Here is a 24,737-nt window from a genome sequence, read left to right on the forward strand (position 1 = left end):
ACATCACATAGAGGCAGGAACAACCGTGTCCACAGTGGACGTGCTGCGGCAGCTGGACGACTGGAACAACCCGACGGAGCCCGGCCACCGCAGCACCGTCGCCGCGGCGTTCACCGCCCAGGTCCGGCGGACCCCGGAGGCGCCCGCCCTCGTCGCGGGCGGCACCCGGCTCAGCTACGCCGAGCTCGGCGCCCGGGTCTTCCAGCTGGCCCGGTCGCTGCGCCGGCGGGGGCTCGCCGACGAGGAGATCGTGGGCATCGCCGTGCCACGCTCCGCGGAGATGGTCGTCGGGGTCCTCGCCGCGATGGTCGCCGGCGGGGCGTTCGTGCCCGTCGACCCGTCGTGGCCGCGGGAGCGCCGGCGGCAGGTGCTCGCCGACGCGGGAGTCCGCATCGTCCTGGACGAGGCGGCGTTCGGGGAGCCGGCGCTCGCGGACGAGTCCTCGGAGCCATTCGACCTGGAGCTGGCGCCGGGCCGCCTCGCGTACGTCATCTTCACCTCCGGCTCGACCGGCCGGCCGAAGGGCGCGATGATCCGGCACGAGGCGATCTGCGAGCGGCTGCGCTGGCAGATCGAGGAGATCCTGCTGTTCGGGCCCGGCGACGCGAGCCTGTTCAAGGCGCCGCTCGCGTTCGACATCTCCGTCAACGAGATCCTGCTGCCGCTGGTGTCCGGCGGCACCGTCGTCGTCGCCGAGCCCGGCGGCGAACGCGATCCGCAGTACCTGCTCGACCTCATCGCGGCGGAGAAGGTCACGTTCGTGTACCTCGTCTCCTCCATGCTGGACGTGCTGCTGGAGATGGATCGGGGGCACGGCCGCCTGTCGGGCCTCAAGCACGTCTGGTGCGGCGGGGAGGTGCTCACCCCGGAGCTGTTCGACCGGTTCCGCAACCAACTCGGCACCACCCTCTACCACGGCTACGGCCCGGCCGAGGCGACGATCGGCGTCTCCCACGTCATCTACCGCGACGCCGCCGAACGCATCGCCACCTCCATCGGCCGGCCCAACCCGCACACCCAGCTGTACGTCCTGGACGACACCCTCACGCCGCTGCCGCCCGGCGAGACCGGCGAGCTCTACGCGGCCGGGTTCCTGCTCGGCCGCGGGTACGTCAACGCGCCGGCCATGACCGCGGCACGGTTCGTCGCCAACCCGTTCGACACCCGCGGCAGCCGCCTCTACCGGACCGGCGACCTGGCCCGCTGGACCCCGGACGGCACCCTGGAGTTCGTCGGCCGCGCCGACAACCAGGTGAAGATCCGCGGCATGCGCCTGGAGCTGGAGGAGGTCGAGGCGGTCCTCGCCGCGCACCCGTCGGTCCGGCACGCGGCCGTCGCCGTGCGGCGCAACGCGGCCGGCGCCGCCCACCTCGTCGGCTACGTCATCGCGCCGGCCTCCCTGGACAGCGCGGCCCTGCTGGCCTGGTGTTCCGGGAAGCTGCCCGAGTACGCGGTGCCGAGCGTGGTCGTGCGGCTGGACGCGCTGCCGGTCAACGCCAACGGCAAGGTCGACCGGGCCGCGCTGCCCGCGCCGGCCCTGCCGGGCAGCGGCGGCGGGCGGGCACCGGAGACCGCCATGGAACGGGCGCTGTGCGACGTCTTCACCGCCGTCCTCGGCGTGCCCGTCGCCGCCGACGACGACTTCTTCGCCCTCGGCGGGGACAGCATCGTCGCCATCGGCGTGGTCCGCGAGGCCCGCCGTGCCGGGATCGCGCTGCGCCCCCGCGACCTGCTCACCCACCGCACCCCGGCGGGCGTCGCCGCCGTCACGGCGGTCGCCGCCACCGCCGCGCCGTCGTCCGCCGTGGAGCGCACCGGCGCCGTCCCGGACACCCCGATCGTGGCGTGGCTGCGCGAGCACGGGCCGGCCCTCGACGGGTTCCACCAGGCGGTCACCCTGCACACCCCGGCCGGCCTCACCCTCGAGACCCTGCAGCGGATGGTGGCGGCGCTGCTCGCCGCCCACGACGCGCTGCGGGCCCGGGTCGACGCCGCCGGCAGCCTCACCGTCGCACCGTTCGACCCCGCCGCCGTGCCCGCGGTGGCGCTGACCGGCACCCTGAAGGAGACCGTCGCCCGACTCGACCCGCGCCGCGGCGTCATGGCCGCGTTCACGTGGCACGAGCAGGCCCGGCACCTCCTTGTCGCCGTGCACCACGTCGTCGTCGACGGTGTCTCCCTTCGGGTCCTCGCCGAAGACCTCGGCGCCATGTGGGACGCCGGCACCGTCGCGTTGGAGCCCGCCGCCACGTCGCTGCGGCAGTGGGCCACCGCGCTGCGCGCCGCCGCCCGCGACGGCAGGTTCGCCGCCGACGTCGCGTACTGGCAGCGGGCCGCCGCGGTCGCCGACCCGCCCCTCGGCCGCCGCCCGCTCGACCCGTCGCGCGACCTCGTCGCCACCGAGGAGCGGCTGACTGTCAGCCTCTCCACCGCCACCACCGCGCGGCTGCTCGGCGCCGTCCCCGCCGCGATCCACGGCGGCGTCGACGACGCGCTCGTCACCGCCGCCGCCCTCGCCGTGCACCGCCGTCGCGGCGCGGCCGGGCCGGTGCTGCTGGAGCTGGAGGGGCACGGCCGGCAGGAGGACCTGCTCGAGGGCCCAGCCGGCGACCTCGACCTGTCCCGGACGTTCGGCTGGTTCACCACCCTCTACCCGGCCGTGGTCGACCCCGGCGACGGCGCCGATCTCGGCGCGGCCGTGAAGTCCGTCAAGGACCAGCTGCGGGCGGTGCCGTCGCAGGGCCTCAGCCACGGCGTCCTGCGCCATCTCGCCGGCCGGGCCGACCTCGCCGCCGCGCCGCAGGTCCTCGTGCACTACCTCGGCCGGTTCGGCGCCGGCGCCGGCCGCCCCTGGACGCAGGTGTCCACCGTGGACGAGGACCGCGACCTGCGGATGCCGCTGCCCCGCGTCCTGGAGCTCAACGCGGTCACCCTCGACACGGCCGCCGGGCCGGTGCTGTCCGCGACGTTCAGCTGGCCCGCCGGGGTCCTCGACCGGGCCGACGTGGAGGCCATCGCCGGCGACTGGACCGGCCTGCTCGACGCGATCGCCGCCGACCCGCACGTCGCCGGGCACACGCCGTCGGACTTCCCCCTGCTCACCCTGGACCAGTCCGATGTGGACCGGTTCGAGGCCGACGCCGCCGAGGGCGCCCTGCGTGACGTGCTGCCGCTGTCGCCGCTGCAGGCCGGGCTGTACTTCCACGCCACGTACACCACCGGCGCCGACCCGTACGTGGTGCAGCAGCGGGTCGAGCTCACCGGCCCCCTGGACGCGGACCGGCTGCGCGCCGCCGCCGACCGGCTCCTCGACCGGCACCCGAACCTCGCCGCCGCGTTCCGCCCCACCGCCGCCGGTAACGTCGTCGCCGTCCACACCGCCGGCACCGCCGCGCCGTGGCGGACCCTCGAGGCCACGGACCCGCGCGACCTTGACGGGATCGCGGCCGTGGACCGGTCCCGGCCGTTCGACCTCGCCGAGCCGCCCGCGATGCGGTTCACCCTGGTCCGCCTCGCCGCCGACCGGCACGTGCTCATCCACACGATCCACCACATCGTCGCCGACGGCTGGTCGGTGCCGGTGATGTTCAACGACCTGCTCGCCCTGTACGCCGGCGCGCCGCTCCCGCCCGCGGTGCCGTTCCGCGACTTCCTGGCGGCGCTGGCCGGGCAGGCGCCCGACCTGGCCGTCTGGGACCGGCTGCTGGACGGCGTCGCCGAGCCGACCCGGCTGCTCGCCGCGCTGCCGCCGGCGCCTCCCGGTGACGGCTACGGCCGCGTCACCCGCGAGCTGCCGGCCGCGCTCGCCGCGTCGGTGCGCGAGTTCGCGACCGCGCACGGCCTCACCGTCGGCAACGTCGTCGGCGGCGCCTGGGGCGTGCTGCTCGGCCGGCTCACCGGGCGGCCGGACGTCACGTTCGGCTCGACGGTCGCCGGCCGGAGCCTGGCCGTGCCCGGCATCGAACGCATCGCCGGCCTGCTCATCAACACCGTCCCGGCGCGGGTGCGGTGGGCGCCCGGCGAGCCGCTGGCCGGCGCCGTCGGCCGGTTCGCCGCCGACCAGCGCGAGGCCATGGAGCACGAGCACGCGCCGCTGACCGAGCTGCAGCGCCGGCTCGGCACCGGGGAGCTCTTCGACACCCTCGTCGTCGTCGAGAACTACCCGGACGTCGAGGTGGCGGGCGGGGACCTGCGGGTCACCGGCATCGACGTCGTCGAGGCGCCGCACTACCCCGTCACGCTCATGGCGCGGCCCGGCGACCCGTTCACCGTCACCGTCACCCACGACAGACGGCACGTCGACACCGCCACCGCACGGCGTCTGCTCGACATGTACGAGACGCTGCTGGCCGCCCTGGACGGCACCTGTGCCGCACCGCTCGCGGGTCTCGCCGCCGCTCCCGCGGCCCCCGCCACACACGACGGGACCGTGCTGGACCTCCTGACCTACCCCGGCGGCACGGCCGTCGTCTGCGGGGAGCGGGAGCTGACCTACGCGGAGCTCGACCGGCGCTCCGGCCGGCTCGCGCACGCCCTCGCCGCGGCCGGGGTGCGCCGCGGCGACCTGGTCGCGGTCGCCGCCCGCCGATCGGTGGACCTGCCCGTCGCGGTGCTGGGCGTCCTGCGGGCCGGCGCGGCCGTGCTGCCCGTCGACCCGGCGTACCCGGCGGCCCGCATCGAGCTGATGCTCCGCGAAGCGGCACCCGTCTGCGTCCTCACCGACGACGCGGGCCACGACGCGGGCCGGGCCGGGCACGGGCTGCCGGTGCTGCGGATCGGCGCGGCGGTCGACGGGGCCACCGGTCACCTGCAGGTGCGCGGGCTCACCGGCGCCGACGCGGCCACCGTGCTGTTCACGTCGGGCTCGACCGGCGTGCCGAAGGCGGTCGTCGGCACCCACGCCGCCCTGGCCAACCGGCTCGCCTGGGCCCGGGACGCCTGGGGGCTGCGGTCCGGGCAGGTGCGGATCGCGAAGAGCTCGCTGAGCTTCGTCGACGGCACCACCGAGCTGCTCGGCGGGCTCGTCGCCGGCGCGACCGTCGTCCTCGCCGACGACGCCACCGCCGCCGACGGCGCCGCCCTCGGCCGGCTCGTCGAGCGCAGCGGCGCGACGCAGCTCCTGGCCGTGCCGAGCCTCGCCGCGGCCCTCGCCGACAGCGCCCCGTCCCGCGTCCGCGGGCTGCGCCGCTGGATCACCAGCGGTGAGGCGCTGACCCCGTCCGTCGTCCGGGCCCTCACGGCCGCGTCGCCCGACGCCGAGATCGTCAACTCGTACGGCTCGTCCGAGGTCGCCGGCGACGTCCTCACGGCCGTCGTCACCGCGGGGGACCGGACCGTCCCGCTCGGCACCGACGTCCCCGGCGTGCGGGTGCACCTGCTCGACGCGGCGCTGACCCTGGTGCCCGACGGCGCCGTCGGCGAGATCTACGTCGGTGGCGTGCAGAACGCGCGCGGCTACCTCGGCCGGCCCGGCAGCACCGCGGGCCGGTTCGTCGCCGACCCGTTCGGTGCGCCGGGGGACCGGCTGTACCGCACCGGCGACCTCGGCCGCCGCGACGCCACCGGGCGGATCGAGTTCCTCGGCCGCGCCGACGACCAGGTGAAGATCAACGGGTTCCGGGTGGAGCTCGCCGAGGTCGAGGCGGCCCTCACCCGCAGGCCCGGCGTCACCGGCGCGGCGGCCGCCGTGCGCGGCAACACCCTCGCCGCGTACGTCACCGGCGACGGCGTCGACCCGGCCGCCGTCCGCGACGCGCTGCGCGCCGAGCTGCCCGCCCACCTGGTCCCCGCGACCGTCACCGTCCTCGCCGCGATCCCGCTGCTGCCCAACGGCAAACGCGACCGCGCCGCGCTGCCCTCGCCGGCCGTGCCGCGCCGGCGGGCCGCTCAGGCTGCCGGCTCGCCGCGGGCGGCGCGGATCAGCGCCTGCTACACCGCCGTGCTCGGCACCGAGGCCGGGCCCGGCGACGACTTCTTCGCCCTCGGCGGCGACAGCATCGCCGCCATCCGCGTCATCAACCGCCTCGCGCAGGACGGGATCGTGCTCACCACCCGCGACATCTTCGACCACAGGACCCCGGGCGCCCTCGACGCGCACCTGTCCGCCGGCACTCCCGCAGGGGAGCGCGTGCCGGTGGATCCCGAGGCGGTCGGCCCGCTGCCCTTGCTGCCCGCCGTCGAACGGCTCACCGACGCCCCCGACGGCGCCCCCCTCCGTGCCGCGCTGTTCGAGGCGCCCGCCGGGCTCACCGCACCGGTCCTCGAACGCGCCCTGCAGGCCGTCCTCGACCACCACGACGGGCTGCGCCTGCGGATCACCCGCGAGTCCGGCCTGTTCCTCACCCTGGAGCTGACCGCCCCCGGCACCGTCGAGGCCCGCACCGTGCTGCGCCACGTGGCCCTCGAGACGGGCGCGGTGGACCGGGAGCTCGCCGCCCTCGACCCGGCGGCCCCGCTCGCCCTCGTGTGGCTCGACGCGGGTGCCCACGCCGCCGGTCAGGTGCTGCTCGCCGCGCACCCCCTCGCCGCCGACGACGTGACCCTGACCCTGGTCGCGGCCGACCTCGCCGCCGCGTGCGCCGCCATCACCGACGGGCGCACCCCGCAGCTGCCGCCGGTCGGCACGCCGCTGCGCGCCCACGCCCGCGCCGCGCAGGAGGACGCGGGCCGCCCGGCCCGGGTCGCCGAGTTCGGGCACTGGCAGGACGTGCTGCGCCCGGGCGCCGACGTCGCACCCGGCTTCCACGGCGCCGCGCAAGACAGCACCGGCCGGCACACGCGGACCTTCGAGGGCGCCCTCGCCGCGAAGCTGGCCGCCGCGCCGGAGCTCGCCGCGGTCGCCGCCCTCCGCGTCGCCGTCCAGGACCCCGACGACCTCGTCGTCGAGGTCGAGCGCGCCGCCCGCCACCTGGTGCGGGTCGGCGCCGACGAGGACCTCACCCGCACCGCCGGCCTGTGCGCCACGGTCGTGCCCGTCCGCGTGGCGGCGGCCGCCGACGCCGAGGCCGCCCTCGTGCACACCGCGGTCGCGCTCGGCGCCGCACCCGACGGCGGCGTCGGCTTCGGCCTGCTGCGGCACGGCAACCCGCGGGTCGGCCGCGCCCTCGAACGGCTCGAACGCGCCGCCGAGCCCCGGATCCTCAGCCGCAGCAGCGGATTCGGCGCCCCGGGCGGCTGGCCCAGGCTGCCGGTCGCGGCGCCCGCCGATCCGCTGCTCGGCAGCCGGTACGCCATCCAGTGCGACCTCGCGCTCACCGGCGACGGCCGGGTCGAGGCGACGCTCCAGCACGTGTCCGAGGTGGACGGTGCCGGCCTGGCCGAGCGGTGGTGGCGCGCCCTGGCGGCGATGTCGCAGCAGGCGCAGCCCGCCACCGAGGTGTGGGAGCTCTCACCGCTGCAGCTCGGCGTGTACTACCAGGCGACGTTCGACCAGACCGCCAACACCTACATCGCGCAGAACGTGTTCGAGCTCGACCGTCGCGTCGACGTCGACGCGATGACGGCCGCCTTCGGCGCGCTGCTGCGCCGGCACCCCACGCTGCGGGCCGCGTTCGTCGGCGAGGGCGTCCCCACACCCGTCCAGGTCATCGCGCCCGAGGTGCCCGCCGTCGTGACCGTCGTCGACACCCCGGACGACGCCGCGTTCGCCGCGCTGGTCGACCGGGACCAGACCGAGCCGTTCGACCTCGCGACCCCGCCGCTGGTGCGCCTCACCGTCGCCCGGCGCCCCGGCGGCCGCGACACCCTGCTGCTGACCAGCCACTTCCTGCTGTGGGACGGCTGGTCCCGGGAGCTGGTCCTGCGGGACCTGTTCGCCCTCTACGCGGGCCGCACCCCCGCGGCGCCCACGGCGTCGTTCACCGACTACCTGCGCTGGCTCACCACCCGCGACACCGCCGGGTCCGCCGCCGCCTGGCGGACGGCACTGGCCGGGGTCACCGAGGCGACCCTCGTCGCGCCGGAGGCCGCCGGGCGCGCGCCGATGCTGTCGGAGCGGGTCCACGCCGTGCTGCCCGCCGACGTCACCGCCCGCCTGACCGAGCAGGCCCGGCGCGGCGGCGTCACCCTCAACTCGCTGCTCACCGCCGCGCTCGGCCTCGTCATCGGCTACGAGACCGGCCGCGCCGACGTCGTGCTCGGCACCACCGTCGCCGGCCGCCCCACCGAACTGCCCGGCATCGACCAGGTCGTCGGCCTCTTCCTCAACACCGTGCCGGCACGGGTCACCGCGACCGCCGGCGCGACCGTGCTCGACCTCGCCCGCCGCGCCCAGGCCGACCGGCTCGACCTCGGGCCGCACGAGCACCTCGGCCTCGGCGAGATCCAGCGGGCCGCCGGTCACGAGCAGCTCTTCGACTCCCTGTACGTGCTGCAGAACTTCCTCGCCGACGACACGTTCGCCGACCTGGAGCGCGAGCAGGGCATCGTCGGCGTCGGGTACACCGACACCACCCACTACCCGCTCACCTGGGTGCTGACCCCGGGCGCGAACCTGCGGCTGAAGCTCGAGTACCGGCCCGACGTGTTCACCGGGGCGCGGGCCGCCGCCCTCGCCGACCGGCTCGTCAGGCTCCTCACGACCCTGGCCGGCGGGCTCGACGTCCGCGTCGGCGCCCTCGACCTGATGTCGGCCGGCGAGGCGGACGCGCTGCGGGCCGCGTGGCGGTCCACCGAGCACCCGATCGTCGACGCCACCATCGCCGACATGCTCGCCGAGCGGGCCGCGGCCTGCCCCGCCGACACCGCGCTCGTCGCCGGCGGCCAGGTCCTCACTTACGCGGAGCTCGACGCCCGCGTGAACCAGACCGCGCGGCTGCTCCTGGACCGGGGCGCCGGGCCGGAGCGGATCGTCGCGCTCGCCCTGCCCCGCGGCATCGACATGGTCGTCGCGCTGTTCGCGGTCCTGCGGGCGGGTGCGGCGTACCTGCCGCTCGAGCTCGACCACCCCGTCGACCGGCTCGCCGGCATGCTGGCGGACGCCGAGCCGGCGCTGCTCGTCGCGCTGCCCGGCACCCCGGTCGCGGCCCGGCACGACGGCGCCGTCGTCAGCCCCGCCGACGCGGCCGCGTTCCCGTCGGACCCGCCGCCGGCGACCGGCGACCCGCACCGGCTCGACCGGCCCGCCTACGTCATCTACACGTCCGGCTCGACGGGCAAGCCGAAGGGGGTCGTCACCCCGTACCGCGGCCTCACCAACATGCAGCTCAACCATCGCGCCGAGATCTTCGCCCCGGCGGTCGCCCGCGCCCGGGCCGCCGGCCGCGACCGGCTGCGGATCGCCCACACCGTGTCGTTCTCCTTCGACATGTCGTGGGAGGAGCTGCTGTGGCTCGTCGAGGGCCACGAGGTGCACGTCTGCGACGAGGAGCTGCGCCGCGACGCGGTCGCGCTCGTCGCCTACTGCCAGGCGCAGCGGGTCGACGTCGTCAACGTGACCCCCACCTACGCTCACCACCTCTTCGACGAGGGGCTGCTCGACCCGGCCGGGCACCCGCCGTGCCTGGTCCTGCTCGGCGGCGAGGCGGTCTCCGACGCCGTGTGGTCGCGCCTGCGCACACCCGGCGGCCCGACCGGCTACAACCTGTACGGGCCCACCGAGTACACCATCAACACCCTCGGCGCGGGCACCGGGGACAGCGCGACCCCCACGGTCGGCCGGCCCATCTGGAACACCCGCGGCTACGTCCTCGACGCGTTCCTGCGGCCCGTCGTGCCGGGCACCATCGGCGAGCTGTACATCGCCGGCGCCGGCCTCGCCCGCGGCTATCTCAACGCCGGTGGGCTGAGCGCCGCCCGGTTCGTCGCCGACCCGTTCGCCGCCGGCGGCCGCATGTACCGCACCGGCGACCTCGTCCGCGAGCGCCCAGACGGGAACCTCGACTTCCTCGGCCGCAGCGACGACCAGGTGAAGATCCGCGGCTACCGGGTGGAGCTCGGTGAGGTCGAGGCCGCCGTCGCGGCGCTGCCGCAGGTCCGCCAGGCGGCCGTCGTGGCCCGCGCGGACGCGTCGGTGCCGGGCCTCAAGAAGCTCGCCGCCTACCTGGTGCCGGCGGGCGACGACCCCGACCTCGCGGGCGCCGTGCGGGCGGCCCTGGCGGAGCGGCTGCCGTCCTACATGGTGCCGTCCCTGTACGGCGTCGTGCCGTCGCTGCCGCTGACCGTCAACGGCAAGCTCGACGTCGCCGCCCTGCCCGAGCCCACCGCGCCCGGTGCCGCGGGCGGTGCCGTGCGGGGCCCGGGCAACGACCGCGAACGCGTGCTGTGCGCGATCTACGCCGACGTGCTCGGCCTGCCCGCCGTCGGCGTCGACGAGGACTTCTTCGTCGCCGGCGGGGACAGCATCTCCTCGATCGCCGTCGCCGGCCGGGCCCGCCGCGAGGGCCTGCCCGTCACCCCGCGCGACATCTTCCGCCGCCGCACCGTCCAGGCGGTCGTCGCCGGCCTGCCGGCCACGACGGACATCGCCGCGCCCGCCGCCGACGACGCCGTGGGGGTCGTCGCGCTGACGCCGATGCTCGCCGAGACCCGCGCGGCCGCGACCCCGCTGACCGGGTTCTACCAGGCGATGACGTTCCGGACCCCGGCCGGGCTGACCCGGCCCGCGCTCGACGCCGTCCTGCGCGCGCTCGTCGACACCCACCACCTGCTGCGCGCCGTCGTCGACCGCGACTGGACGATCACCGTCCCGCCGGCCGGCTCGCCCGTGCCGGTGACCCAGAGCGCCGACCTCGACGTCGAGGCCGCCGCCGCGCGGCTCGACCCGCACCGCGGCGTCATGCTGCAGGCCGTCTGGTCGCCCGGCGCCCGGGAGCTGCTGCTCGTCGCGCACCACCTCGTCATCGACGGCGTGTCGTGGCGGATCATCGGCGCCGACCTGGCTCGCGGCTGGCAGGACGCGGCCGCCGGCCGGCCCGTCGCGCTCGACCCGGCGCCGGCGTCGTTCCGCGGCTGGTCCCTGCTCACCGCGGCCCGCGGCGACCGGTTCACGGCGGAGCTGGGCCACTGGCGGGACGTCCTCGCCACCCCCGACCCGCCGCTGGGCTCCCGCCCGCTCGACCCGGCCGCCGACACCGGCGCGACCGTGCGGACCGTCACCGTGACCCTGCCGGACGCCGACAGCTTCCTGGCCCGGGTGCCGGCCGCCATGTACGGCACCGTCAACGACGTCCTCCTCACCGCGTTCGCCCTGGCCGTCCGCGCGTGGCGGCCCGCGGCCTCCTCCGCGCTGGTCGTCAGCCTGGAGGGGCACGGCCGCGAGGGCGACGTCTACGACGCGGACGTCGACCTGTCCCGCACCGTCGGCTGGTTCACGGCCATCCACCCGGTGCGGCTCGACCCCGGTGCCGTCGCCTGGGACGACGTCCTCGCCGCCGGGCCCGCGCTCGCCGGCGCCGCCCGCGCGGTCAAGGAGCAGCTGCGGGCCGTGCCCGGCAAGGGGATCGGCCACGGCGTCCTGCGCCACCTGCGGCAGGAGCTGACCGGCCCGGTACCGCAGATCCTGTTCAACTACCTCGGCCGGTTCCCGACCGGGTCCGCCGGCGACTGGGCGCCGACCGGGCCGCTGCGCGAGGGCGTCGACCCGGCGAACCCGGCGATGACCCTCGAGGTCAACGCGTTCGCCGCCGACGGCCCCGGCGGCACCACGTTCACCGCGGCGCTGTCCTACCCGTCGGGGCTCTTCACCGAGGCCGACGTGGCCGGGCTCGCGGACCGCTGGCTGGCCGCGCTCGCCGCCCTCGGCCGCTGCGAGGCTTTCGGGCACACCCCGTCGGACTTCCCTCTGGTCAGGCTCTCCCAAGGCGACGTCGACGACCTCGCCGGCTTCGAGGACGTCCTGCCGCTGCTGCCGCTGCAGGAGGGCATGTACGTGCACCAGGCCATGGCGGATCCCGGCGCCGACACCTACGTGGTGCAGCAGGTCGCCCGGCTGACCGGCCCGGTCGACGCCGACCGCCTGCGCGCCGCCGTCGAGGCGACCGTCCGCCGGCACGCCGCCCTGCGCGCGGGCTTCCGCGAGCTGCGCGACGGCCGGATCGTCCAGGCGATCGCGCCGTCGGTCGACGTGCCGTGGCGGGTCGTCGCCGGCGGCGACCTCGCGCTGGTCTGCGCGGAGGAGCTGGCGCGGCCGTTCGACCTGGCCCGGCCGCCCGCGCTGCGCTACGCCCTCGTCTCGCTCGGCGAGACCGACCACCGGCTCGTCGAGACGATGCACCACGTCCTCGCCGACGGCTGGTCCTACCCGCTCGTGTTCAGCGACATCGTCGCCGCCTACGAGACCGGCGCCGACCTCCCGGCGCCCGCCACCACCTTCCGCGACCACGTGGAGGCCGTCGTCTCCCGCGACCGGGAGGTGGCCCGCGCCGTCTGGTCCCGCGTCCTCGACGGGGTCACGCCGTCGCTGCTGTACCCGCCGGGCAGCCCCGTCGCCGCGCACGACAGCGTCCACAGTGCACTGTCCGCCGCCGACACCGCGGCCCTCGCCGCCGCGGTCCGCGCGCACGGCGTCACGCTCAGCACCGCCGTGCACGCCGCGTGGGGGCTGCTGCTGGGCCGGCTCCTCGGCCGGGACCGGGTCGTCTTCGGCTCGACCGTCTCCGGCCGCGGCGGCGACCTGCCCGGCGTCGAGACGGTCGTCGGCCTGCTCATCAACACGCTGCCGCTGCCGCTGTCGTGGCGGCCCGGCGAGACCCTGGGCGCGGTGCTGACCCGGCTGCAGGAGCTGCAGACCGAGGTGCTCGACGCGCAGCACGTCGGCCTCGCCGAGCTGGCCCGGCTCGCCGGGGTGCGGGAGCTGTTCGACTCGATGGTCGTCGTCGAGAACTTCCCGGCGGTGCGGGCAGGCGTGGACTCGCCGCTGCGGGTCGACGGGTTCACCGGCACCGACTCGCCGCACTACCCGCTGGCGCTGGTCGCGTTCCCCGGCGACGAGCTGACCCTCGAGGTCAAGTACGACGTCGGGCTCGTCGGCGCCGCCCGGGCCGCCGAGCTCCTGGCCATGGTCGAGGAGATCCTGCTCGGCTTCGTCACCGGGCTCGCTCAGGCCGTGGGTGAGCCGGCAGGCTTCGTCCCCGGGCTCGACCGAGCCGTCGGTGCGCCGGCCGCGAGGTCCACGGTGGACGGCACGCTCGCCGGGCCGCGCGGCGCCGTGGACCCGGCGGCGGTGGCGGTCAGTCACGGCGACGACCGGCTCACCTACGCCGAGCTCGACGCCCGCGCCAATCGCCTCGCCCGCGAGCTGATCGCCCGGGGGGTGCGGCCCGAGTCGCGGGTCGCGGTCGCGCTGCCCCGCTCGGTCGACCTGATCGTCGCGCTGGTCGCCGTCGTGCGTGCCGGCGGCTGCTACGTCCCCGTCGACACGGGCGCGCCGGCGAGCCGCATCGCGTACATCCTCGCCGACGCCGCACCCGTGTGCCTGCTCACCGACACGGCCACCGCCGCGCAGCTGCCCGGCGGCGTCCCGGCGATCCTCGTCGACGGGCCGCTGCGCGCGCACGACACCGCGCCCGACACCGCGCCCGACACAGGGCCCGTCACCGGCACCGGGCTCGCGCCGGACAACACGGCGTACATCATCTACACGTCCGGCTCGACCGGGCGGCCGAAGGGCGTCGCGGTCACCCACCGCAACGTGCTCACCCTGTTCGCCGCCGCCGAGGAACTGTTCGCGTTCGGCGCGAGCGACGTGTGGACGATGTTCCACTCCTACGCGTTCGACTTCTCCGTCTGGGAGTTGTGGGGCGCCCTGCTGTACGGTGGCCGGCTCGTCGTCGTCGACGGCGACGTCGCCCGCGACCCGCGCCGCTTCGCCGCGTTGCTGCGCGACGAGCGCGTCACGGTGCTCAACCAGACCCCGTCGGCGTTCTACCCGCTCATCGCCGAGGACACCGGCGGCCTGGCGCTGCGCTACGTCGTCTTCGGTGGCGAGGCGCTGGACCCGTCGCGGTTGCGGCCATGGTACGAGCGGCACGCCGACGACGCGCCGCGGCTGATCAACATGTACGGCATCACGGAGACCACGGTGCACGTGACGTTCCGCGCGTTGAGCAGCGCCGACTCGGCCGCCGGATCCGTCATCGGGGACGCGCTGCCGAGCCTGCGCGCCCACCTCCTGGACGCCCGGCTGCGGCCCGTCCCGCCGGGGGTCACCGGCGAGCTGTACGTCGCCGGCGACCAGCTCGCCCGCGGCTACCTCGACCGGCCCGGCCTGACCGCGTCCCGGTTCGTCGCCAACCCGTTCGGCCCCGGACGGCTGTACCGCAGCGGCGACCTCGCCACCCGGACGGCCTCCGGCGACCTCGTCTACGCCGGCCGCTCCGACCAGCAGGTGAAGGTCCGCGGCCACCGCGTCGAGCTCGGCGAGATCGAGGCGGCGCTGCTGGACGTCGACGGCGTCACGAACACCGCCGTCAACCTGCACGACGGACGGCTCGTCGCCTACCTCGTCGGCGCGTCCACCGTGGACGTCGACGGCGTGCGCGAGCTGCTGTCGCGGCGGCTGCCGTCGTACATGGTGCCGGCGGCGTACGTGCGGCTGCCCGCCCTGCCGCTCACCGTCAACGGCAAGCTCGACCGGGCCGCGCTGCCCGCACCGACGGGCGAACGGGCCGCGCCGGTCGAGGTCGCCGCCGACGAGTCCGCGGCCCAGCGGCTGCTGCGCTCGCTCGTCGCGGAGGTCGTCGGGCTGACCGAGGTCGGCGCCGACGAGGACTTCTTCGCCGTCGGCGGCGACAGCATCATCGCCATCCAGCTGGCGAACCGGGCCCGCCGCGCCGGCCTGTCCATCAGCCCGCGCGACGTGTTCGTCCACCGCACCGCCGCCGCCCTCGCGGCGCTCGCGGCACCTGCCGCTGCCGTCCCCGCGGCACCACCGGTGGTGTCCGACGGTGTGGGTGAGGTGCCGCTGCTGCCGATCGTGCAGCGCCTCGCCGAGCTGGGCGGCCGCATCCACCGGCACAACCAGTCGGACCTGCTCCTCACGCCCGCCGGGCTCACGCACGAGGCGGTCACCGCGCTCGTCGATGGGCTGGTGCGCCGGCACGACGCGCTGCGTCTCCAGCTGCGCCGCCCGTCGCCGATGCTCTGGTCCCTGGAGGCCCGCCCGTCCGCCGACGTGTCCACGGTGGACGTGCGGCGGGTCGACGCGGCGGGGCTCGACGACGCCGCGCTGCGGGAGCTGGTCGGTGTGGAGTCCGACGCCGCCACCGACCGGCTCGACCCGGACGCCGGCGAGGTCCTGCAGGCCGTCTGGTTCGACCGCGGGCCGGGGGAGCGGGGCCGGCTGCTGCTCGTCGCGCACCACCTCGTCGTCGACGGCGTGTCCTGGCGGATCCTGACCGACGACCTCCGCGACGGCCCCGCCGCGTCCGGCGACGCGGGCACGTCGCTGCGCGCCTACGCCCGGCTGCTGCAGGAGCAGGCCGGTCAGGCGGCGCGGCTCGGCGAGTTCGAGCACTGGGCCGCGACCCTCGCCCCGGGCGGCGAGCTCGACGCCACGCGGCACACGATCGGGCTCACGGTCGGCCAGACCCGCGACCACGAGCTGATCCTCCCGCCGTCGGTGACCGGCCCGCTGCTGAGCACCGTCCCGGCCAAGGCCGGCGTCGACGTCACCGCGACGCTCGTCGCGGCGCTGCGGATCGCCGTCGGCCGCTGGCGGGCCGGGCGCGGCGCCGACCCGTCTGCGCCGCTCACCATCGACCTGGAGCGGCACGGCCGGGAGGAGCTTGACGGCACCGACCTGTCGCGGACCGTCGGCTGGTTCACGACGATCGCACCGGTCAGGCTGCCGGCCGTACCGGACGGGCAGCAGGCACTGGAAGAGGTGCACCGGCTCGTCACCGCCGCACCGGACAACGGGCTCGGGTTCGGGCTGCTGCGCTACGCCAACGCCCGCACCGCCCCGGCGCTCGCGCGGCTCGGCACGCCGCAGGTGCTGTTCAACTACCTCGGCCGGTTCGGGGCGCCGTCGGATCGGGACTGGGACACCGCGCCGGAGGCGGACGCGTTGCGTACCGGCGCGGATCCGGACCTCGGCACGCCATACCTCCTGGAGATCAACGCCGCCTGCCGCACCACTCCGGACGGCCCCGAGCTGCGGGCCGTGCTCACCTACGCCGACGAGGGTCTTGACGTCCCCGGCCTCGCCGGCCACTGGGCCTCCGTCCTGCGCGAGCTGGCCGTGCCCACGGACGAGGTGTGGCCGCTGTCGCCGCTGCAGGAGGGCCTGTACGTGCAGGCGAGCCTCGCCGGGGACGCCGACGTCTACATCGCGCAGAACGCGTTCGACTTCACCGGCCGCCTCGACCGCGACCGGCTCGCCGCCGCGTGGACCCGCGTCCTTGAGCGGCACCCGGCGATCCGGCTCGGCTTCACCGTTTCAGGCACCCGGCCGGTCGCGGTGCTCGCCGCCGCGCTCCAGGGTTCGGTCGCCGTCGTCGAGGCGGGCGATCTCGACGCCGTCATGGCCGAGGACCGGATCCGGCCGTTCGACCTGACCGCGCCGCCGCTCGCCAGGCTCACGATCGTGCGCCGCCCCGACGGCACCGACCGGCTGCTGTTCACCTACCACCTGCTGCTGTGGGACGGCTGGTCCCGCGAGCTGGTCCTGCGCGACCTGTTCGCCCACTACGCCGGGCACACCCCGGCGCCGCCGGCGGGCCGCTTCACCGACTACCTCGGCTGGGTCGCCGCCCAGGACGCCGCCGCCTCCGCGAAGGCGTGGGCGGACGCGCTGCGGGGCCTCGACGAGCCGACCGTGCTCTACCCGGCTGCGGCCGGGACCCGGCCGGTCCTCGCGACCAGCATCGCCCGGCAGCTCACCGAGGAGCAGACGGCCCGCCTCACCGCGCAGGCCCGCGCGGAGGGCGTCACGCTCAACGCCGTGCTCAGCACCGCGCTCGGCGTCGTCCTCGCGCACGCCGCCGGCCGCAAGGAGGCGGTGTTCGGCACCACGGTCGCCGGCCGCCCCACCGAGCTCGACGGCATCGACGAGGTCGTCGGCGTCTTCCTCAACACCGTCCCCGCCCGGGTCACCCTGGCGCCCGGCGAGGCCGCCCGGGACGTGCTGCGCCGCGTGCAGGCCGACCGGATCGACCTGATGCCGCACGAGTACCTCGGCCTGGGGGAGATCCAGCGCGCCGCGGGCCGGACGACGCTCTTCGACAGCCTGTACGTGCTGCAGAACTTCCTCGACGACGACACGTTCACCGACCTGGAGACCGAGCACGGGATCGTCGGCGTCACCGCGGTCGACGCCACCCACTACCCGCTCACGTGGGTTGCCACGCCGGGCCGGCGGCTGCGGATCCGCCTGGAGTACCGCGCCGACGTCGTCCCGCCCGCGGACGCCTCGGCGCTGCTCGACCGGCTGCACCGCGTGCTGCTGGCGCTCGCGGACGACGCCACCGGGCCCGTCGCCGCGCTGCCGGTCGCGGACCCGGCCGTGCTGGAAGGGGTGCGGGGCGAGATCCTGCCCGAGACGATCGCCGAACTGATGGCGGCGCAGGCGGCCCGCACCCCCGGGGCGCCCGCGCTCACCTTCGGCGCGACCACCGTCACGTACGCCGACCTCGACGCCCGCGTCAACCGGCTGGCCCGGCACCTGCTGCGGCTCGGCGCCGGCCCGGAGCGCGTCGTCGCGCTCGCGCTGCCCCGGTCGATCGACATGGTCGTCGCGCTGTTCGCCGTCCTGCGCACCGGCGCCGCGTACCTGCCGCTGGAGCTCGACCACCCCGACGAGCGGCTGCGGGTGATGCTCGACGACGCCCGCCCGTCGCTGGTCCTGACCGCCGGCCGGCTCGACGGCGTCCGCCTCGACCAGCTGGACCTGTCCGGCGAGTCCGGCGCCCCCCTCACCGACGCCGAGCTCGGCGCGTTCGCGCCCGGCACCCCCGGCCGCATGCACCACCCCGCCTACGTCATCTACACGTCCGGCTCGACCGGGCGGCCGAAGGGCGTCGTCACCCCGTACCTGGGGCTGACGAACATGCAGCAGAACCACCGGCAGGCCATCTTCGCGCCGACGATCGCCGCGCACGGCGGCCGGACCCTCACCATCGCCCACACCGTGTCGTTCTCCTTCGACATGTCGTGGGAGGAGCTGCTGTGGCTCGTCGAGGGCCACCACGTGCACGTGTGCGACGAGCACCTGCGCCGCGACGCCGTCGCCCTGGCCGGGTACTGCGCCCGGCACCGCGTCGACGTCGTCAACGTCACCCCGACGTATGCCCAGCACCTCCTCGACGCGGGACTCCTCGACGGTCCCCACCGGCCGGCGCTGGTGCTGCTCGGCGGCGAGCACGTCCCCGAAGGCCTGTGGGCGACGCTCCGCGACACCGACGGGGTGCTCGGCTACAACCTGTACGGGCCGACCGAGTACACCATCAACACCCTCGGCGGCGGCACCACCGACAGCGCGACGTCCACCGTGGGCACCCCCATCTGGAACACCCGCGGCTACGTGCTGGACGACTGGCTGCGGCCCGTGCCGCCCGGTGTCCCCGGTGAGCTGTACATCACGGGCGCCGGCCTCGCCCGCGGCTACCTCAACCGGCCCGCGCTGACCGCCGACCGGTTCGTCGCCGACCCGTTCGTGGCCGGTGGCCGCATGTACCGCACCGGCGACCTCGTCCGGCTCCGCACGGACGGGCTGCTGGACTTCCTCGGCCGCACCGACGACCAGGTGAAGATCCGCGGCTACCGGATCGAGCTCGGTGAGGTGCAGGCGGCGATCGCGGCGCGGCCGGGGGTGCGGCAGGCCGCCGTCCTCGCCGTCCCCGACGGCACCGGCGGCAGGCGGCTGGTCGCCTACGTGGTCGCCGCCGGCACCCTCGACGTGGCCGCGCTGCACGCGGCGTTGAAGGCGGCGATGCCCGCCTACATGGTCCCCGCCGCGTACGCCGTCGTGCCCGCGCTGCCGCTGACCGTCAACGGCAAGCTCGACGTGGCCGCGCTGCCCGAGCCGCAGCCCGTCGCCACCGCCGGGCGCGCCGCCGCCACCGACACCGAACGCCTGCTGTGCACCGTCTTCGGCGACGTGCTCGGCATCGACGGCTACGGCGTCGAGGACGACTTCTTCGACCGCGGCGGCCATTCGCTCATCGCGATGCGCCTCCTCGGCCGGCTGCGCGCCGAGCTCGCCGCGGACCTGCCGCTGCGGGTGCTCTTCGACGCGCCCACCCCCGAACGGCTCGCGCTGCGGCTCGCGTCGGCCGGCGCCACCGCCCGTCCGTCGCTGACCCGGCGTCCGCGCCCGGAACGGATCCCGCTGTCGCCGGCCCAGGAGCGGCTTCTCCTGCTGCACCACCTCGACCCCGCCTCCACCGCGTACAACTACCCGCTCGTGATGCGGCTGCGGGGCGGCGTCGACGTCGCGGCGCTGCGGGCCGCCCTCGCGGACGTCACCACCCGCCATGAGGTGCTGCGGACCCTGGTGACCCTCGACGGGCAGCACGTGCTCGAGTTCGCCGAGGTCCCGGTGTACGACCGGCTCGACGCGGCCCTGTCGGCCCCGTTCGACCTGTCCGTCGAGGTGCCGATCCGGGCCGCCGTCGTCGCCGAGCGCGGCGGCGACACGCTGCTCGCCCTGGTCCTGCACCACGTCGCGATGGACGAGTGGTCGGACCTGCCGCTGCTGCGGGACCTGACCACCGCCTACACGGCCCGCCTGGCCGGCCGGGCTCCACAGTGGACGCCGCTGCCGGTGCAGTACGCGGACTACGCCGCCTGGCAGGCCGACCTGCTCGGCGACCCGTCCGACCCGGCGAGCGGGCACGCCACGGCCCGCCGGTTCTGGCTGGGGCAGCTGCGCGACCTGCCGGAGGAGATCCCGCTGCCCGGCGCGCTGCCGCGGACCGTGCCCGGCCCCGCCGGGCAGGTGGACGCGACGCTGCCGGCCGACCTCGTCGCGCGGCTGCGCGCCATCGCCGGCGAGCAGCAGGCGAGCCTGTTCATGGCCCTGCACGCCGGGCTCGCGGTCCTGCTGTCCCGGCTCGGCGCCGGGGAGGACGTGCCGATCGGCACGCCCACCTCCGGCCGTGGCGACCCGGCGCTCGCCGACCTCGTCGGGTTCTTCGTCAACACCGTCGTGCTGCGCACCGACCTGTCGGGCGCGCCGACGTTCACGGAGCTGCTGCGGCGGGTCCGCGCCGCCGACCTCGCCGCGTTCGAGCACGCGGAGCTGCCGTTCCAGCAGGTCGTCGAGGCCGTCAACCCGCCGCGGGCGACCGGCCGCAACCCGCTGTTCCAGGTGATGATCGGCTACCACCACCGGCCCGGCGACTCCGAGCTCAGCGACACCGTCCTCGGGCTGCCGCTCGGCCCGGAGCCGGAGTTCGCCGCCGACCCGAAGGTCGACGTCAACGTCACGTTCGTCGACGCGGGGGAGACCGTCGCCGTCACCGTGGAATACGACACGGCCCGCTTCACCGCCGGCACCGCGGCGCGGCTGACCTCGCGTCTCGTCCGGCTCCTCACCGAGCTGGCGGCGCACCCCGACGCGCCCGTCCGCGACGCGGACCTCCTGACGCCGGACGACGAGGCCGACCTGGCCGCGTGGCAGGACGGCGGGCCGCTGCCCCCGACGGAGTCGTGGATCGCGGCGTTCCGCGGCCACGCCGCCCGCACCCCTCACGCCGACGCGCTCGTCAGCGCCGGCCGCACGTGGAGCTACGCCGCGCTGGACGCGGCCTCCGACCGGCTGGCGGCGTCGCTGATCGCGCAGGGCGCCGGGCCGGAGCGGCTGGTCGGGATCGCGCTGCCGCGCACCGCCGACCTCGTCGTCGCCGTCCTCGCCGTGCACAAGGCCGGCGCGGCGTACCTGCCGCTCGACCCGGGGTTCCCGGCGGAGCGCCTGGCGTACATGGTGCAGGACGCCGACCCGGTCGTGGTGCTGTCCCTGGACACCGCACTGCCGCCGGGCGAGCTCGCGGCCGTGCCGCGGGTCCGGCCGGGGAACGCCGCCTACGTCATCTACACCTCCGGGTCGACCGGCCGGCCGAAAGGGGTCGTGGTCACCCACCGCGACCTCGACGCGTTCCTCGCCGCGATGGACTCGGCGGTGCCGATGACGGCCGCGGACCGGCTGCTCGCCGTCACCACGCTGTCGTTCGACATCTCCGTCCTCGAACTCATGCAGCCGCTGCGCACCGGCGGCTGCGTCGTCCTCGCGTCCGGCGAGGAGGTCCGCGACCCGGCGCTGCTCGCCCCGCTCGCCGCCGCGGCCACCGTCATGCAGGCGACGCCGTCGCTGTGGGCGGCCCTGCTGGACGCGTCCGATGTGGACCTCACCAGCGTGCGGGCCCTCGTCGGCGGCGAGGCGCTGCCGCCGTCCCTCGCCGCCGAGCTGCGCCGCCGGGCGCGGTCCGTGACCAACCTGTACGGCCCGACCGAGGTCACCGTGTGGGCGACCGGGTCCGCCGTCGGGGAGGGCCGGCCCACCATCGGCGGTCCGCTGCCCGGCACGACGGCGCACGTCCTGGACGCCGCGCTGCGGCCCGTGCCGCCGGGTGTCGCCGGGGAGCTGTACCTCGGCGGCGCGCAGGTCACCCGCGGCTACCTCGGCCGGGCGGCGCTGACCGCGTCCCGGTTCGTCGCCGCCGCGGGCGGGGCCCGCCTGTACCGCACGGGCGACCTCGTGCGGTGGCTGCCCGGCGGCGACCTCGAGTTCCTCGGCCGCACCGACTTCCAGGTGAAGGTCCGCGGGCACCGCATCGAGCTCGGCGAGATCGAGGCCGCGCTCGCCGCGCACCCGGCGGTGGCCCGCGCGGTCGTCGTCGCCCGCGACGACCGGCTCGTCGGGTACGTGACGACGGACGGCACTGACCCCGGCGACCTGGGGCGGCACCTGGCCGACCGGTTGCCCGCGTACATGGTGCCGGCGGCGTTCGTGGTGCTCGACGCGGTCCCGCAGACCCCGAACGGCAAGGTCGACCGGGCGGCGCTGCCCGCGCCCGACTTCACCACCGCCACCGCTGGCGACCGTCCGCGCAGCAGGACCGAGGCCCGGCTGTGCGCGATCGTCGGTGACGTGCTCGGGGTGGCGCGGGTCGGCGTGACCGACGACTTCTTCGCCCTCGGCGCGCACTCGCTGCTCCTCGTCAGGCTCGCCGCGGCCGTCCGCCGCGAGCTCGGCGCCGACGTGCCCGTCGCGGACCTCTTCACGGCGCCGACCGTGGAAAGCCTCGCCCGCCGGCTCGCCGGCGACCTGCCGCCCGGTGACGCCCTCGCACCGGTCGTCACGCTGCACCCCGGCAGGCGGGGCAGTGCCGGGCGGCCGCCGCTGTTCTGCCTGCCGCCGGCGAGCGGCCTCGTCTGGCAGTTCGCGGGGCTGAAGCGGCACCTGCCGGCGGACGTGCCGCTCATCGGGCTGCAGTCGCCGCGCCTGAGCCGGACCACCGACCTGCCGTCCACATTGGACGAGCTCGCCGCGGAGCTCGCCGGCCGCGTGCTCGAACACGCACCGGACGGCCCGGTGCGGCTGCTCGGCTGGTCGTTCGGCGGCGCCGTCGCGCACGCCGTCGCCCGGCGGCTCGTCGCGGCGGGCCGGTCGGTGACGTTCGTCGGCATGCTCGACTCGCGCGTCACGCTGCCGGCGGTGGACGGCGAGTGGGACGGGCCGGCCGCGATCGCGGCGCTGCTGCAGGAGCTGGGCTACGACGTGCCGGCGACCGCGGTGCCGACGGTGCGGGACGCGGTGTGGTTCGTGCGGGCCGCCGGCGGTGGCGTGGCCGCGCTCACCGACGAGCAGATCGCCCGGGTCGTGGAGAACTACCTCGACAGCGACCGGATGATGGCGGGCGCGCGGCCCGGCGTCCTCGCCGCGGACGTGCTGTTCGTCGACGCGACCGTGCCGGAGCCCGGCTTCACGGGCACGGCGTCGGACGGCTGGCGGTCCCTTGTGGACGGCCGCCTGACGGCGGTCGGGCTCGCCTGCGGACACTCGGAGCTGCTCGATCCGGCGGTGCTGGAGCAGCTCGGGCCGCTGGTCGCCGACGCGCTCTGACCGCACGACGAAGGGGGCGGCGCCGTCGTGGCGCCGCCCCTTCGTGCTGGTGTCACGCGGCGGCGAGGTCCGGGACCTTGGTGGCCGGGTCGTTGTCGGCGGCGGCGGCGAGCGCCGGCACCAGGATGTCGAGGGCGAAGAGCAGCGCGTTCGGGCCGCTGTAGGCCAGGGCCCCGGACAGCGGGGTCTCGAACGTCGTGTACAGGGTGCGGTCGGTGGTGACGACCTTCAGCTTCGCGAACACCGGCGACGCGGTCATCGTGGCCTTGGTGGCGCCGTTGACGAACAGGATGTCCTTGTCCATCAGGTCAAGGCGCTCCTCGCTGATCTCGTCCTTCTCGGGCTGCGCGGCGAAGCCGAGCGCGTCGAACAGGGCGCGGCGCGGGTCCTTGGCGGCGATGAGCCAGTGCTGGCCGTTCTCCGGGCCGAAGTCCTCGACGAGCACCTTGCCGGCGAACTCGGGGTGCGCCTTCTTGACCTCGGCGAGCTTCGCGTTCACCTTGTCGACGAGCGCCTTCGCCTCAGCCGACTTGCCGAGGGCCTTGCCGGTGGTCAGCGTCTGCACGTCCCACGGGGTCTGCTCGTCGGCGTAGTCCTTCGACTGCACGACCGTCGGCGCGATCTGCGTGAGCCGGTCATACGTCTCCTGGTTGACCGTCTCGTAGATGGCGATGATCAGGTCGGGCTTCTCCTTGAGGATCGCCTCGAAGTTGATCTCGGCGGAGAACGTCGGCAGCGTCTTGCCGCCCAGCGCCGACTTGACCCACGGGTAGGTCGGGTACTCGGTGAACCACTCTCGGGTGCTGACCGGCGTGACGCCCAGGGCGAGCACGAAGTCCTGGTCGTTCCAGCCGACGGTGAGGACCCGCTTCGGCTCGGACTCGATCTTCGTGGAGCCGAACTTGTGCTCGATCGTGACGGGGAACGCGGCCGGCGCGGCGGAGCCGCTGGGCGTCGCGGCGGCGGAGTCCTTCGTGTCGTCACCGCAGGCGGCGAGGCCGGTCACGGCGAGCAGGGCGGCCGCGGCGAGCGCCGTGCGGCGCGACCACGTCGTGGGTCGGGGGGTGCGGGTCATCAATGCTCCTTGGGAGGTTCGGGGTCGCGGCAAACCGTGCCGGAGGGTGGCGCGGTGAAGCAGGAATGTAGGTTAGCATTGCCTAACTTAGGCTTGGCTTCTATGCCGGCCCTTTGGGACCTCCATGCCTGCCCCTTCGGAGAGGACGACTCAATGCAGCGCACCCTGCTCGGCGGAAAGATCCACCGCGCCACGGTGACCCAGGCCGACCTGCACTACGTGGGATCGATCACCATCGACAGCGCGTTGCTGGAGGCCGCCGGCCTGGTCGAAGGGGAGCAGGTGCAGGTCGTCGACATCGACACCGGTGCCCGCCTCACCACGTACGTGATCGAGGGCGCCCGTGACAGCGGGGTCATCGGCATCAACGGCGCCGCCGCCCGCCTCGTCTCACCCGGCGACCTGGTGATCATCATGTCGTTCGAGCTGGTCGACGCGTCCGAGGTCGCCTCGCACCGCTCCCGCGTCGTCCACGTCGACAAGGCCAACCGCATCGTCGAGCTCGGCACCGACCCGGCGGCACCCGTCCCCGGCGACCCCGACCAGCGCTCCGGCCGGTCCGCCGGTCTGGACGCGGGTTTGGACGTTGCTGCGCCGGCCCCCGCCGTGCTCGCCGCGAGCCGCTGACGTCATGGCCCCGCCGTGGACGGACGACGCCTGCAC

At 75.9% G+C, this 24,737-nt stretch carries 3 protein-coding genes; 2 read left to right on the forward strand and 1 reads right to left on the reverse strand.

The features are described from left to right. Window positions 1-25 precede the first annotated feature (25 nt). Window positions 26-22,999: a non-ribosomal peptide synthase/polyketide synthase gene (locus ACFY3L_RS20280; RefSeq protein WP_389325844.1), complete on the forward strand. Its 22,974-nt coding sequence runs from the start codon at window positions 26-28 to the stop codon at window positions 22,997-22,999. 52 nt (window positions 23,000-23,051) lie between these two features. On the opposite strand, the gene ACFY3L_RS20285 is transcribed toward ACFY3L_RS20280, so the two are convergent. Next, on the reverse strand, window positions 23,052-24,074 hold the full coding sequence (locus tag ACFY3L_RS20285) for an ABC transporter substrate-binding protein (protein ID WP_389325847.1): 1,023 nt from the start codon (window positions 24,072-24,074) through the stop codon (window positions 23,052-23,054). A 153-nt stretch (window positions 24,075-24,227) separates the two neighbouring features. Here ACFY3L_RS20285 and panD point away from each other — a divergent pair, with 153 nt between their 5' ends. Next, window positions 24,228-24,701 (forward strand): aspartate 1-decarboxylase, encoded by a 474-nt coding sequence (gene panD / locus ACFY3L_RS20290; RefSeq protein ID WP_389325850.1) that lies wholly within the window; start codon window positions 24,228-24,230, stop codon window positions 24,699-24,701. Window positions 24,702-24,737: the final 36 nt, after the last annotated feature.

The organism is Dactylosporangium sp. NPDC000521, from assembly GCF_042898305.1.
In the GTDB taxonomy this organism is placed as follows: domain Bacteria; phylum Actinomycetota; class Actinomycetes; order Mycobacteriales; family Micromonosporaceae; genus Dactylosporangium.

Excerpts from the sequence above, each read along its gene's own strand:
- panD (WP_389325850.1), top strand. The coding sequence starts at position 24,228 with ATGCAGCGCACCCTGCTCGGCGGAAAGATCCACCGCGCCACGGTGACC.
- ACFY3L_RS20285 (WP_389325847.1), bottom strand. The coding sequence starts at position 24,074 with ATGACCCGCACCCCCCGACCCACGACGTGGTCGCGCCGCACGGCGCTC.